Origin of the sequence: Termitidicoccus mucosus, assembly GCF_038725785.1 — a bacterium.
Lineage (GTDB): Bacteria > Verrucomicrobiota > Verrucomicrobiia > Opitutales > Opitutaceae > Termitidicoccus > Termitidicoccus mucosus.
This window is the reverse complement of the sequence record NZ_CP109796.1, coordinates 1109560-1124261: the sequence shown is the minus strand read 5'-3', so window position 1 is coordinate 1124261 and position 14702 is coordinate 1109560. Positions and strand designations below refer to the sequence as shown.

Annotated in this window: 10 protein-coding genes; 6 read left to right on the top strand and 4 right to left on the bottom strand. The window is 57.6% G+C overall.

Features of this window, described 5'->3' with window-relative positions; translation table 11 throughout:
* Positions 1-499 precede the first annotated feature (499 nt).
* Together OH491_RS03825 and OH491_RS03820 are read left to right on the top strand one after the other, a co-directional pair.
* Positions 500-2221, top strand: a complete 1722-nt coding sequence (locus OH491_RS03825; protein WP_068769259.1) for a sialidase family protein — start codon at positions 500-502, stop codon at positions 2219-2221.
* Positions 2222-2264: 43 nt separating this feature from the next.
* Positions 2265-3197, top strand: coding sequence for a dihydrodipicolinate synthase family protein (locus OH491_RS03820; RefSeq protein WP_068769260.1), 933 nt, complete (start codon positions 2265-2267; stop codon positions 3195-3197).
* Between the two features lie 73 nt (positions 3198-3270).
* On the opposite strand, the gene OH491_RS03815 is transcribed toward OH491_RS03820, so the two are convergent.
* The gene (locus OH491_RS03815; RefSeq protein WP_084441922.1) at positions 3271-4260 is read right to left on the bottom strand and encodes a helix-turn-helix transcriptional regulator; all 990 of its coding nucleotides are present in this window, start codon (positions 4258-4260) and stop codon (positions 3271-3273) included.
* A 239-nt stretch (positions 4261-4499) separates the two neighbouring features.
* Here OH491_RS03815 and OH491_RS03810 point away from each other — a divergent pair, with 239 nt between their 5' ends.
* Complete coding sequence (locus tag OH491_RS03810) at positions 4500-5594, top strand: substrate-binding domain-containing protein (protein ID WP_334319119.1); 1095 nt, start codon at positions 4500-4502, stop codon at positions 5592-5594.
* A 184-nt stretch (positions 5595-5778) separates the two neighbouring features.
* Here OH491_RS03810 and OH491_RS03805 read toward each other — a convergent pair whose 3' ends face one another.
* The 3 genes from OH491_RS03805 to OH491_RS03795 form a co-directional block, all read right to left on the bottom strand.
* Positions 5779-6579: an HpcH/HpaI aldolase family protein gene (locus OH491_RS03805; RefSeq protein WP_068769263.1), complete on the bottom strand. Its 801-nt coding sequence runs from the start codon at positions 6577-6579 to the stop codon at positions 5779-5781.
* Positions 6580-6678: 99 nt separating this feature from the next.
* A complete protein-coding gene (locus tag OH491_RS03800; protein WP_068769813.1) occupies positions 6679-8718 on the bottom strand; it encodes an alpha-amylase family protein in 2040 nt (679 codons plus the stop codon).
* A 74-nt stretch (positions 8719-8792) separates the two neighbouring features.
* Positions 8793-9755 (bottom strand): helix-turn-helix domain-containing protein, encoded by a 963-nt coding sequence (locus OH491_RS03795; RefSeq protein WP_068769264.1) that lies wholly within the window; start codon positions 9753-9755, stop codon positions 8793-8795.
* Positions 9756-9853: 98 nt separating this feature from the next.
* On the opposite strand from OH491_RS03795, the gene OH491_RS03790 reads away from it, so the two are divergent.
* From OH491_RS03790 to OH491_RS03780, 3 genes are all read left to right on the top strand, one after another.
* Positions 9854-10879 carry a zinc-dependent alcohol dehydrogenase gene (locus tag OH491_RS03790; RefSeq protein WP_068769265.1) on the top strand — a complete coding sequence of 342 codons (1026 nt, stop codon included), beginning with the start codon at positions 9854-9856 and terminating at the stop codon, positions 10877-10879.
* A gap of 23 nt (positions 10880-10902) precedes the next feature.
* The gene (locus OH491_RS03785; RefSeq protein WP_068769266.1) at positions 10903-11940 is read left to right on the top strand and encodes a zinc-dependent alcohol dehydrogenase; all 1038 of its coding nucleotides are present in this window, start codon (positions 10903-10905) and stop codon (positions 11938-11940) included.
* Positions 11941-12043: 103 nt separating this feature from the next.
* Positions 12044-14332: a hypothetical protein gene (locus OH491_RS03780; RefSeq protein ID WP_145928616.1), complete on the top strand. Its 2289-nt coding sequence runs from the start codon at positions 12044-12046 to the stop codon at positions 14330-14332.
* Positions 14333-14702: the final 370 nt, after the last annotated feature.

The following is a 14702-nucleotide window of genomic DNA, read 5'->3' as shown; positions in this document are numbered from 1 at the left end:
AAGACCGACTCTCTGGCCGGATTCGTGTCCAGAATGGAGAGGCTTGTATTTCAATCGCGGTACACGTGCGAAGGCTTTCTCTTTGCCTGCCAGTTCCGTGTCATATGCAAGCGCGGTTGCTGCTATCCAAGCAAGGTGTTGTGCGATGCTTATTGGTATCTCGCGAGTCGGTATTACGCGTGGGAAAGCGACGCGGCCTTGTGTGCGGCGGCGCCAAGTCTGGCGCACCTGTATCATCCGTCTGCTCTTGGATATCCCCTGAGTAGTGTCCCCAATTCCAGCGAAACAGGCTTTTGGTGCGATAGCGGCATCTTAACGGAGAATGGCACCGCCGGATTTTGCACCATCGAGACATGAGGCACGCTGCGTCGCCAGGGCCTTGGCCGTGAATCGTGAACCGTCCGCGGGAACCGGATAAGTGGCTGCAAAACGCAGCCAGCTGCGATGAGTTGCCTTGTCCGGTGGCCGCGGACGAAATGCGCGTGTTTTGTTCACTCCAATGTGTAATGCTCCCTTAACCTTTCACCGCGATCCGCTGGCAATTTCGGATGCCCAAAAATTCACCGTAACGCAGAAGGATTACCCGAGTCTCACCAACCCAAACCCGCGCGGTTGGTATTACAAGTGCGCCAACGTGGTGCTGGCGCGGGACGGCACGCTCGTCGCGTCCTGGCAACTTTCGGACAACCACACCTCGCTGCTGAGCCATATCATGGTTGCGCGTTCGACGGACGGCGGGCGTGTCTGGGGGGATTATCAGGTGATCGCGAGCAGCAATGTCTGGGAGCAGCGCGGATATTGGGTCGTGCCGCAGATGAGCGTCCTGAAGGATGGACGCATCGTCATCATTTGCGATTGGGGCCAGCGGGATCCCGGTCAGAATTCCCCCATGCTGTCGCAATGGCAGAAGCGCGATCGCGGCATGTCCAGCCATCTCTTCTGGAGTTCGGACAACGGCCGGACTTGGACCGGTCCGCGGAAGATCGATGACGTGGGCGGCCAGCCGAGCTATATTGAGGAGTTCGCCGACGGCACGCTGGCGTTCACCCGCACGTCGTCGGCGGAAACCGACCTGTTGAAGAAACCGCCCCTGCCTTGGGGTAACATTTACTACCGGAGTGAGATCGTCTACTCCCGCGATGGCGGTAAAACTTGGGGTGAGAGTGCCTGGCTGGCAGACAGTCCTTTTCATGGTGATTGCGAGACCGGGCTCGCCGACTTGGGCGATGGCCGCGTGCTGGCGGCCACGCGGATTGGCTTCGGGCTAAGCCGGTTTGGCAATCCCAGCCGACTGGTGTGGAGTCGTGACTGCGGGCGCACTTGGGAGAAACCCGTGCTGGCGCCGTTTTACGGACACCGCGTCCACCTCGGCCGGTTGCAATCGGGGAAGCTGCTGGCCACGTTTCGCAACTATTGGGGCTCACCGGGCTCCCGGGCGCTGGTCTTCGATCCCGACGAGAAGCTCGGATTCCAGCCGACTTCCTGGATCGTCGAGGAGGAGCGTTGTGAACTCGGGAAAGACTCGCTTACGCTGCGCACTGCGAACGGCAAACTCGGTGCGGTGGAGTTCTCGCTTTATCCAGCGCAGGACGACCAGTCGCGGGTGGAGATCGAGGCTGCGTTGCGAGTCGAGGTGGCAGAATCCCACGCGGTTGCAATCAGCGCGGGCTGCTGGGTACAATTCGCTCCGGACCGAGTCTATTTGGGCGACCGCCCGGAGGCCGGCTTTGCCCTCGATACGCGCGTATGGCATGATTACCGGATTTTGCGCGAAAAGGGTACGATCCGGATCTTTGTCGACGGCAAGGAAAGGCTCCAGGAATCCATCACCGACATCTGGGTGCAGTCCGTCCGCTTCGGCAACCGTCCGGTGGAGGAAACGATCAGCTCGATGAATCCGGAGGGGCAGCCCTACGTGCGCAACGCGGGCATCAGCCACTGGCGCCGTGTGTCGGTCAAAGTTGAAAACTCCCTCGACTACTCAATCTCGTGGGACTGGACGCCCGCGCGAGGCTATCCCGACCAGTTCCGGCGTGACCGCATCGTCGTGCTCGACCGGGCATTCTTCGCCGACTGTGGCTACAGCTCATGGGCGCAGCTTCCGGACGGCCGCATTGCAATCCTCGACTACACCACGGCAAACATCGACTGTTCCCATGTGGCGGGAGTGGCACCGTTCATCCGCGCCTATCTTGTGACGGAAAAGGACTTGGTGCGATGAGGCTTGTGCGAGCCGGTTCCTTCCAATCCTTCTTCCATCATTCATGAAACCGCTGCGCAGCGCGGACATCACCGGAACGTGGGGAGCCGTTTTGCTTCCTCTGAACGCGGACGACTCCATCGACTACGGCGCGCTGGCGGAGCAAGTGGAGGCATTGCTGGATGCCGGGCTGGCCGGGCTCTACACCAACGGCACCGCCGGCGAATTCCACACCCAGACGGAAGAGGAGTTCGACCGGATCAGTGTCCTGGTGGCCGAGCGGTGCGCACGTCGCGGACGGCCTTTTCAGCTCGGTGTCTGCCATATGAGCGCGCAGCTCTCGCGCGAGCGCCTGCGCCGGGCGAAGCTGCTCGCGCCTGGCGCGGTGCAGGTGATTCTGCCGGATTGGGTGCCGGTGTCGCCAGACGAGGCGCGGGCATTTTTGACTACGATGGCCGAGCTGGCCGATCCAGTCGGGCTGGTGCTCTATACGCCCGGCCATGCCAAGCGGTCGCTTGATCCCGCCGCGGTGGGGCGGCTGCGCGCGGACGTGCCTAGGCTGATCGGGGTGAAGACTCCTGACGGGGACGCCTCTTGGTATGAGGCGATGCGTCGCAATCTGCCTGGTTTTTCGGTCTTCGTGCCCGGGCATCATCTCGCGACAGGCCACCGGGAGGGGGCGACCGGCAGCTATTCCAACGTCGCCTGCCTGAGCCCGCGCGGCGCTCAAATCTGGTATGAGTTAATGGAACGCGACCCATCCGCCGCGCTGGCCTTCGAGGGCCGGTTGCGAGCCTTTTTTCAGGCGCAGGTGGCGCCGCTGGCCGCGCTGGGGATTTGCCCGGCGGCCATTGACAAGGCGCTGGCTGCGGCTGGCGGGTGGGGAGGCGTGGGGCCGCGGCTGCGCTGGCCATATCGCAGTGTGGATGCGGAGGAAGTGGCCCGGCTGGCGCAGGCGGCGCGGCGCGATTTGCCAGAGTTATGGAGAGGACGCTGAAGCGACTGCCCGCTTTGCGGCACGGGATGATGCGCGTCTCCACAGTCTTCTTAAAAGAAGCCGAAAGTAATATTCAGTTGCGTCGCATGCATCGCCAGCTGCGCGGTGAGACGCCATGCAGGTCTCTGAAGCACTTCACAAAGTAGGCACTGTAGTTGAATCCGCACGCCGATCCGATTTCCTTGATGGACAACGAACTGTGGATTAACAGATTTTCTGCAAACTGAAGCCGCTTGCGGTTGACGTAATCAAGATACCCGTTCGGAGTGTGTATTCTAAACAGTCTGGTCAGGTGATCCCTGCTGATGTGAAATACTGAAGCTACCTTCGTTCGGGACAGATCGCTTTGTAATCGGTCTGATATGTAGGCGCAAATTTCATCAACCAATTTTTGCCCGGGCGTATCTGGCGGATGACCATCATCAGGGTGTTCATCGTCCAGCAGTTCTTGCAGGCACCACGCCAGCAGCGCGTGAGAGGTGGCCAGATTGACTGTGGTTTTGCGCAAGTTTGGACCCGTACATGCGGAATTCATCAGCACCACGGCTTGCTGGAGCGTCGTGCTCGGAGGCATGGCCGTCTGATAAAAAAGTTGAATCAGTGAAGGACCTTTTGCTGCTTCAGTGGGCTTTGGGGGCAAGTTATGATACCAGACAAAACGGGTGTGTTGATTTCGAAATACGACCGCCAGCATGTTTCGCTCCACGTTATTGCGCACCAGATACCAGCTATGAAATGGCATCCAGCATAACTCTCCCGCGGGGATGACAACGTCCATGGCCGGCTCGCTGACCGATTGTATGGAGTGATGCGCTCCTGCCAGGGTAAGAATGAAACGTGATTCCGCATTGTAGGAGAGCATGGCCTCTTCCCAGACCGGCTTATTCCGATTGCGTGGCAACTTTCCTTGGGGATTGTGATGAAGCGACACCGCATGCGGGTAGGCATTATCAACCAAACGGCTTAGCAGTTTGATGAAAGCCTCACGCGGATTTTTCCCCTTCATGGCCTGCTTGAGGGAGAGCAATTCCGAAGAGGGTCCGCTGATGATGGGCGCATTCATGTTTTGTCCTGCAATATCTTGCCGAACCGAGACGCCATTTCAATGGCGGATTTTTGATACTATTGGCGGTATTATGACATGATCTGACATTGAGCGGAATCCCTGTCCCCTCACACTTGCAGCATACCGGTTCTCCCTTCTCCGGCTGCCTCCATCCGGGATCAGAATCCTGATACTCTTGGCTGCATCTGTGGTTAATGAGGCCGGTCTGCACGAACAAGTTACTGCCCACAACACCCATGAAGTTCAGGTCACTACCCATCCAAGTTGCCGAGCATATCACCCAGGAGATTACGAAGGGGCGCTGGGTGGAATGGCTCCCCGGGGAGCGGGTGCTCGCCGAAATTCTGCAAGTCAGCCGCAGGACTTTGAGCGCGGCCATCATACTGCTGAACAAAGAGAATATCGTCAGGTCAGAGAAGGGCAGGGGAAACCGCATCGTCAAACGCATGCAGCCAATGTGTCCCGAGATGCATGCAGGGCATAAGGTCGGCCTGCTTATTCCCGACCCGTTGGGCCTGATGCGTCCCGGCACGGCCTTGTGGGTGAATGATCTGCGCTCGAAGCTTTCCGAAGAGGGTGGGGTGTTGACCACTTTTCACGGGGCAAAATATTTTTCCAAGCATCCCGCCGGCGCACTTGGCCGCCTCGTTGAATGCAATCCGCAGTCGTGCTGGGTGATTGCCCGCTCTTCCCTGGAAACCCAAAGGTGGTTCGCCGAGCAAAAAGTCCCCTGCGTCCTTGCCGGCACCTCGCATCCAGAGGTCAACCTTCCTGACATTGATACCGACCACTGGGCCTTGTGCTTCCACGCAGCCAACACCATCCTCGGGAAAGGGCATCGCAAGGTGGTGCTGCTGCTCACAGAGTCACCCCGATACATGGCCAGCGAACAAGATGCCGAGGCTGGATTCCGGGACGCGTTCAAACGGAGGCCCCATGACGGGGCTGAGCCAATAATCGTTTATCACAAGCGCGGCGCGGACAATCTGTTGCGCGTTCTCAGACAGTTGTTTTCATCCCCTCCGCTCCCCACCGCGATTATTACAACGCACGGCATGGATTATCTCACGGTAATCAGTTTCATGGCCCAGCGCAAATTTTATATTCCATCCCAGGTGTCTGTCATATCCCGCAATGACGACACGTTTCTCGACGCGCTGGTGCCGACCCCGACTCGCTATCGTTACGGCAGCGATTCGCAGTTTTATGCCGGGAAACTCTACAAGATCATCACGCACATTATAGGCAACACGCCGCTGCCGCAACGACACGTCCGCATCGAGCCGAAATTTATCAAAGGAGAATCCGTGGCAAACGCGCCCGCGGTTTGATCCTTGGCCGACGGCAGAGAGAATGCGTCTGGCGGAAGGTCGCTTGGTTAAGAGAGAGACGCTTGCGCACGAGGTGAAAGCCTCGCCGGTTTGCGCGAGGTTTATCGAGATGCGACGGGCACGCGTTTCACGTGCCGGGCGGCGGGACGCTGCTCCTCCGTGCGCAAGCCTGCTCGGGGGCTCGTCATTCCTGAAAGGTTTTGGCGAGCTCCCGAATGCCATTTAGCATGACGCGAACATCGCCACCCGGGCAGATCAATTGTGCGCCGAGAGCCTTGACCTTGCGGTAATGCTCCGGTCCGATGCCCAGTGTTCCCCACCATTTGCCATGACGTTTGCAAGCGGCGGCGACCTTCTCCATCGCGCTGAGCACATCAGGATGCCCAAGTTGGCTGAGATATCCAATCCGGTGGGCAAAATCGCCCGGGCCAAAAAAGATCGCGTCCACGCCCGGCGTGCCGATAATATCATCCACTTGAGCCAGCGCCTCTTCTGTTTCGATCTGGCACAAGATGGCTACTTCATTGTTTTGATAACGCACGTAATCCTTCGCCGGGATTGTGCCATAGCGGGCGTCGATGCCTCCGCCATTCCAACCGCGCTGCCCCAGCACTTCTCCGGGGATGGGCGCCGGATTATTAAACTTTGCCCAGCGGACAATCGAACGCGCCTCTTGCGCGTTTTCAACCATTGCGCACATGATGCCGCCGACACCGGTTTCCAGCACACGCTGCACCACCTGATAATCGCCGGCTTTGAATCTTGCCAGTGTCGTCACCCCATGGCCTCGGGCGACCATATTAAGCAGCGCGAGTTCGGTGGTGGGGATGTCGAAATGCTCAAGATCAAACCATATCGAGGGGAACAATCCTGTTTCGCATACAAAATCGACATGCCGCGGCGTCGCGTGATTGCCGCAGATATATGTATTCTCGACATTGCCGGCATGCATGCTGGCAAGAAGTTTGTTGGGGACAAGTGGCATGGAACAATCATGGCAACTTGTATCCAAACTTAACAAGAAGTTCGTTCTGGCTTCTAAATGATTCCAGTGGGATGCCGGCCGGAGGCGAAATGCGCAATGTCACCAGGCCAGTTCCACCATTTGGTGGCTGAGCACGCGTGGAACCGTGAATGCGATGATGCCGCCCTGCTGTGTGAATTCCAGCGGAACGCCCTCCGGGACGAGGATCGTGGATCGAACCTTGCGCGGCAAGCGAAGCGAGCACTCCACGTTATATATTGGAACAACATCCTCGATGACCTCGACAGGCTGGGCATTCGTCCCCTCGTGCTTTCCACCGCCGCGCAACACGGGTGGCGCGTATAAGAAGTGGAGAACAAAGCGTCTTTGCGCGGTTTGCGCCATGAGATTCACCCGCCCGGACGATGGCAGATTTTTTGTCTTCACGAGCAGTGAGCCTTCTCCGCCGAGCAGCGCCGTCAACGCCGCAAGGACAAAGTCGCGGTAAAGCGGCTGTCCGTAAAGTCGGTAACGTGTGAAAATCCGATGAGCAAAATAAGCGACTTTGCCATCGCCGGACAACGTGGCGGCAAGCGATGTTTTGGCCGGCGATGCGGGATTGTCCGGTGTGTGCTGGTGCGAACAGAAATGCTCCCACGTCCGGTCGAAGTAAGGCGCAATCCGGTGTGCCAGCACCTTGGTCCCGGCCAGTGGTTTCACCTTCAAGGCGCCCCCGTGGATCACCACCGGGGCTTTCACCGGCACGCCGGATGAAAGGGAGGCTGCTGCGATGTAATCCGGATTGCTCGCGCTTGTCCCGAGATAGCGGATTCCTGCTTCCGCCAGTGCGATATGCTGCCCGTTTTCGTCGAGCAGGCTCCTGCCGCTGGCAAGAATCCTCCCTCCCTTCGCAAGATAAGCGCAGGCTTTTTCCTGCAAGGCTTTGGTAAACACAATTGCGTCCGGCAAAATGATGAGTGCAAATGGTGTCCAGGACGCTTTTGCGTCCAAGACAAGAAATGGTTGATGCAATTCCAACAACATGCGTGAAGCGCCTTCGTCCGGCAGGGTCACATTCACCCCGCCGGGCACCGTCGCCGCGATGTTGGATTTCGTTGCGCTTACCAAACCGATGCTGGCGACCGGTCGCGCATCTGCGCACCACGCTTCCTTTGCTTCGACAGTGCGATAAGCCTCCCCGATCAGCCTGTAGGTATCCCGGTTGATCTTTCCGGTTGGATGGAGTTGATCGCCGATGCTGCATTTGGCGCCGTAAGCAATCATGGCCTCGCATTCATGGCGCAACGCCTCCGGGCGTTTGAATCCGCCAAACTCACCCCATGCCGTGTGGAATTTCCCTGTCATTCCGAGAAAATCGTGTCCGGTCGTGATCGCATAACGCGCTGACAGCGGAAAATGATCATACCCCCAGCCCCCGGTCGGCAGCGATTCGAGCTCGAGATGCGAGTTGTAACGCAGCTGCTCGGCGGAGCCGATCTGGATGTGCCCGCAGTTATGGAACACGGGCATGCCGGCATGATGCACGCGTGCGGCTGCGGTTGTTTTCTTATAATAATCCAGCAATACTTCATGCGCCCAGCTTGCGACCTCCTCCTCGTTTTCCGGGTTGTAGCCTTGCTTTTTCATCTGCATCAGGCTGTCGTCGGAGTAGTCCAAACGCGGCCCGACAATATCCAGAAAGATTCCATCGGCATCACGCCAGCGGGTGACGACCTCCTCAATCTGACGGCAAAGATAGTCGAGGTAAGGCGAGTTCCAGCGCAACGTTCCCCGCCAGCCTGCATGAAACGGCGGTGTTCCTATGCCATTCCGGTCTATCACACGCCATTCGGGGTGCTCGGAAAGCGCGAGTTCATCAAATCCTGCGCTGATATAGATTGGAACCCGCACACCCATCTCTCGGCACGCCTCTATTTGCATCGCAAGCAGCTCTCCCTTCATATTGGGATGCCGCCGGCCAACAGCCGTGTCGTGATAACTCCAGCCATGATGACATTTGGAAAAGCAGGTGACTGAATTCACATGCGCTTCCCGCAGGACGGACTGGAACTCCTTCTTGTCGAATTTTGATCCGATGTCGGGGATCAATCCGCTGGTGTGGAAATCCAAGTGAACTTGGCGGAAGCGCAGTGTGTGCATGATGTTTTTATATTGGGCTGGATGCGCGGGCATGTGAATAATCATTTCTCAAACAAATAAAGAGGGCCGGAGGATCATGGGACGGGCGGAGGGATGGATGCGTGCTCCCGCCGAAATGCCGATGGCGTCATCCCATTCTGCCTCCGAAACCTGCGAGTGAAGTAACCTTGATCCCGAAAGCCCGCGGCTTCGGCGATTTCGGCCACCGGCAACTTCCGGTTGCTCAATAATGCCTTTGCATATTCCAGTCGCCGCGCCGTTTTGTATTCGACGGGAGTGACGCCGAATTTCTCCCTGAATCTCCGGCATAAGTAAGGATAACTAAACCCCAGTGATGCCAGTTTGACCTGAACGCTGTTTTTATCCTTGGTCGCGCATTGTGCTTTTGCGCTGGTTGAATGCGTCCCATCGCGCGCCGGGGCGACGGCAAAACTGTCGCCATCCAGCAGGTCTTTCACCGCCCATGCCAAGTCCATCGCTGAGCCCTCCTTCGTTTGTGTTTTTCGATAAGGGACGCGTGTCTTTTGCCGGGGCCACAGCAGGCAGACAAGAAGTTCCAGGAATGTCGCCCTGCACAGGGTTTGTTCGAACTGTCTTCCCGTCTGCCAGCGATGAAACAGTGTTTCCAGTAATCCCAAAACCGGCCCGCCCGCCTGCCAGCATCCTTCAAAAAACGCGGTCGGCACAAACGAGGGCGCCCTGCATATTTTGGCCGGCGACGGCCTCTTGGGGTAATAACAACAATATCTGTGAGGACCCTTGCGTGATGCCGGAATCCAGTCGAAGTGCACGCACCACCGATACACGCCGTCCGCGCCGGTGGTGGTCACGTGCACGGTGTCCGGAGGAATAATAATATATTCGCCGGCCCGCACCTCCCGTTCGCGTTTGCCGATTCTCATAAGGCACGAACCCTCTGTGACCAGGACCATTTCGTGGTCATACAGGGAGCGGGCGGGTTCGACATCGCCGGCCTTCCAGCGTCCGCGCCAGAGCATGGAGAGTTGAGGGGCGACCCGATTCAACCATGTTGTCATGATAGGTGGAAATTTCTCAGATAAGGTTATTTTTGTCCTAATAAAAGCAGTTTTATCTCTCTGGATTTAATCGTTGATGATATAAATAATTAAAATTGATGAATGCAAATGCAATTATTTTTGTCCGACCGGAGACCGTGGCGCTGGGCAAGGTTCCGCTTCCGGAGCTTGCGGAATCCGACATCTTCGTCGAGGCGCTGGCCAGCGGTGTCTCCGTGGGAACGGAACGTTGGGCATGGCTCGGCAAGCGCGGAGAAATCCGCTTCCCGAATGTTCCCGGTTACATGGCGGCGGGGAGGGTGATTGAAGCCGGCGCCGCCGCCGCGGCGCGCGGCTACCGGAAGGGCGACATGGTCTATTATTCTACCAGCAAGCTTGCCGGCGAGTTTGACGGCGCGAGTTGGATGGCGACGCACTTGTCGCACGCCGTTGTGGATGTGTGCAATGGGATCGATTTTTCGGCGGACACGCTGGATGTGCACCGTTGTGTAAAGATTCCCGGCTCGCCGGAGATGAAGAATGTCATCCTTGCCGGACTGGGTGCCGTCGCCATGCGAGGCATTGAGATGGCAGGCATTCCTGCCGGGGCCAGGGTTCTGGTAGCCGGACTCGGGGTGATCGGCCAGTTCGCCGCGCAAATATGCCGCTTGAAGGGGGCGGAGGTCGGGGTGATGGACCGCGTGTCCGCGCGGCTCAAAATCGCGGGCGACAACGGAGCGGATTGGATCATCGACGCCGCCAAGCAGAATGTCGGCGAAATTTCGGACCGGATCGCACCTCATGGATACGACATTATTATCGACACCACCAGTTCTGCGCCGGTCATCAACTCACTGTTTCCGCTGCTTCGCATGCGGGGGAAATTCATCCTGCAAGGGTGGTATCCGCCGCCCACACCGCTTGATCTTAACGCCCTGCACCAGCGCCTGCCCACCTGCCACGCACCCTGCTCTTTTTCCAGCCCCGCGGTCAGGGCGGTGTTGCAATGGATAGCCGACGGGCACCTAAAGACCAGCAATCTCATCACCCACCGAATCTGTCCGGAAAAGGCCCCGGAAATCTACAGGATGATTGGCGCGGGCTCGGAAGATTTTCTTGGCGTGATGTTCGATTGGGCTGAATAACAACAGGACTCCTTTAAAATAATATGAAAGCACTTGTTGTGTCAAAACCGGGAAACTTGGAATTGCGTGACATCCCCGCCCCCGTTCCGGGGGATTATGACGCTTTGGTGAGAATACGCGGCTGCGGGGTGTGCGGCACGACTGACCGGGAAATCATCAGAGGCAGGCAGCCTTACCATGACGCCTATCCCGCCGTATTGGGCCACGAAGCCATTGGCGAGATTCTGGAAAACGGGGCGCGTGTGAGCAGTTTCAGGATCGGCGATCTGGTTACGCGCCCTGTTGCGATCTGGCCGGGAACCGTTCAAGGCGGTATGGCCAGCGGGTGGGGTGGATTTGCCGAATACGGCATTGTCCGCGACCGCCTCGCCATGGCTGCGGATGGCGACGCGTCCTTGCTGGAGGACTATACGGCGCAGCGCCAGCAAACTGTTCCCCGGGCAATGGAATTGCCCCAAGCTATTCTGGCAATTTCCCTGGCGGAAACAGCAAGCTGGTTTCGCCACCTGCCATCTGTTTCTGGCAAGAACGTTTGTGTCTCCGGCACGGGCATCGCGGGGTTGGGCATTGTGATTTGGTGCATGCTTGGAGGCGCCCGACGGACAATAATCCTGGGGCGGCGCGACGAACGCTTGCGACTCGCCCGTGAACTGGGGGCGACAGCTACGATCAATATTACAGATACGAGCATCCCGATTCTTCAACGTCTGACTGAGCTCAATGCCGGCGCCAAGGCGGATTTCTTTATCGACGCGGTAGGGAAGCCGGACCAACTGCAACTCGGACTTTCGCTCGTGCGGGACGGTGGAGTGATCGCGATTTATGGCGTGCCGGAAGGGCAATGCTATGCGGCGTTGGATTTCTCCACCGGTCCTGCGACGGTCAACATCCTGCGTCCCCCGGCGGAGGAGCATCTGGCCTATGCATGGGTATGTGACCTTATTCGTCGCGGGTTGATCCCGGCCGAAAGACTGATGACGCACTCATGGCGCCTGGATCAGTATGCCGATGCTTTTGCCTCGGACGGCAACGTGGTCAAGGGATGGATAAAAACCGGATGAGTCGCAGGCAAAAATGTTGATATAATTGGCCCGATCTTCTGGATTTTGAACAAGTTTTCGCCACTCAACACCACGCTCCCGTGTTTTGAAAGACCATGTGAAAATGAATACCCTGAAAATTGCTTCCGTTCCTCCAACCCGAAATATCATTCCGGTCATTTCTCGCCTGCTCACGGTCATTGCGGCCGGTGTGCTTTCAGGCGGATTTGCCATGAAGGCATCCACCGCATCGCCCTCGGTGGTTTGGTTCGAGCCCGTGACATCCGAAGGTCGCTCATGGTTCAAGGCGTTTTTCCTTCCCGGCGAAAAGGTGGCCATGCGAATCAGGCTGCTGCCGTCGGACGGGTCGGATATGGAGGCCGGGGACGCTGGTCCTGCATCATTCCCAACCGGCAGCATGCAACTTGAGGGCAAGGTTTTCGATTTCTGGTCGCAGGTGGCGGGAGGCGTGGACATCCAGCCTGCGACTCAAGCCGGAACGCATTCCAATAGTCCGCCAGAATTCCAATATGAGTATGTCATCACGCCGCGCGTCCAAAAGCTCGGCTGGTTTTGCATCGAACTCACCCTAAGAATCAATGGGCGGGAGGTGTTGCTTAAGCGCAAACCTGGGGTGGCAAATTCGGCCGAGAACTATGATTTTCTTGCTTTCGCGCGCCTGCCGGAGCCGCGTAATTTGATCGGAACTGAGGCGGATATGGAAACGCCATTCGGGGTAATGAGCGCCTTGTTGCCCCAGCCCTTTTGTCCGATTTCCGCCCAAGTCGAGATCACCCGTTGTTCGGGCGCAAGCTGGGCGCGGGAGATCATATCGTGGGAGCGGGCGAACCCCTCGCCGGGTGAGTTCGACTGGAGCCGCCGCAAACATGAAATCGAAATGCTTGCGCGTCTCGGAATAAACGTTTCGGTTCTGATCCAGCGCGCTCCTTTGTGGACGCATCCTCATGCGGAGGGCAAACCCGCGTTTCCGGAAGACCTCACCGTGGCATATGGCTTCGCCCGGGAGGCGGCGGCAACGTTTGGCCCGCTGGTCAAGGCGTGGGAAACGTGGAATGAACCTGATATTGCGCATTACACCACCGAAACTCCTGATCGCTATGCGGCGATGACGAAGGCGCTCTCGCTCGGTTTTTCGGCCGGTGCGGAATCCATCGGGGCGGCGCGCCCGCTCGTTCTGCTCGCGGCATTTGCGCGCGATCCGCAAGTGGGAGGTTATGCCAGTCTGCTCAAGGCCAATGATATCGCGCCTTACCTCGACGCCTACAATTTCCACACCTATCATCCGGTTGTCGGCGGACGCTTTCAGCAGGTGGTGGACACCCATCTCAATGCCGCCGATATGATGGGACTTTCCGGGCGAGCTATCTGGCTTACCGAAACGAGTCTGGCCTATGCCCGGAATACGGTGCCCAAGCCCATGCCCGCCTTATCGGCGCAACTCAGGCAGTTATGCGAGACCTACATGACTGCGATTCAACAGGACATCAAACCCGTGTTCTGGTTTATGATACGTCCTTATATCAGCAAATACACTCCCAAGCCCAGCCAATGGGGCATGGTGGACAGCAGGCTTTCACCGGTGCCGGCCTACCCGGCATTTGCCGTCATGTGCAAACAGCTTGGCGCCGGCAGATTTTTGGGAAGCATGACGGCTGGCCGGGACAAACAGGGAAGCCCGGAAAATACAGGACGTTGTTATATATTCGATGATGGCGGCGATGAGGTTGCCGTAGTCCTCGCATCGCAAGGCGAGGATGTGGTCACGCTTCCACCCGTGGCCCCCGGTTCCTTGGCTTTCGATGTGATGGGGAATGATATCCCATTGCGCGAGCAAAATGGCGCTGTCACAGTCTCAACCCGGGGATACATGGCCTATGTTCGGAATCCGGGCTGGCGAGGAAGGCCGGATTTTATGCCGCATGGCGTCCTGAAACCTGTGGCGCCCGGGACGAGCCATTCCCGCGTTTCCATGCAGCGCAACATCGTCCTCCAGCCAGAGTATCCCCGGGGGATGGTCGAGACAGGTGGTATCGTCTATGAAAACTGGGATGATCTCCTGGCCAATTGGGCGCCGAGGGGATATATGTTCAGAACCGGCGAAAACATCCCCGTGACTCTGAACATTTATAATTTCGGCTCCTCGGCCTCCCGGGGCAAAGTCTGGTTTCGTCCCCCCGCCGGATTTATCGCGAGCGAAAACACCTTTGAAGTGGAGATTCCTGCGGGACAAAAAGTGGCCGTCCCATTGTCAGTCAAGGCCGCCCGCAATTCCGGTGATGGATATCAAGTCGGAAAGGATATCACTCCAGGGCATTATTGGATCTGGCAGGCCGAATTTGATCATCTACCTGTTTCCCCGAGTGTCTCGCGCTGGACTCATAAAGAGAATTAATGTCGGGGTGCCAGTGATGGCATTTTGCATGAAACGGGGGCGTTTTGGCGACGAACGATTTGCCGGCACCGTCATTATCCGTCTGCCAAGTTGGCCCGGCCATACACCGCCGTGCGCAAGATTGTTCATGACAGAGAAATTGGATTATCAGGCAACCGGGTTGCGCATTTTCGAGATTGGCTTCTATTTGATTCCACCAGAATCTTGTCGAAAGCATTGGAGAAAAATGCTGAGTTGAAGCATTGAGCGTGACCCAAAATCAGGGTGCGCATTTTGCTGCCTCATGCCTCACATCATCATATACCCGCACTGCCTCAAACATTGCACCGGAGCCACCATCCTTCGATGCAGGCGTCAAATTCTTTGGCGT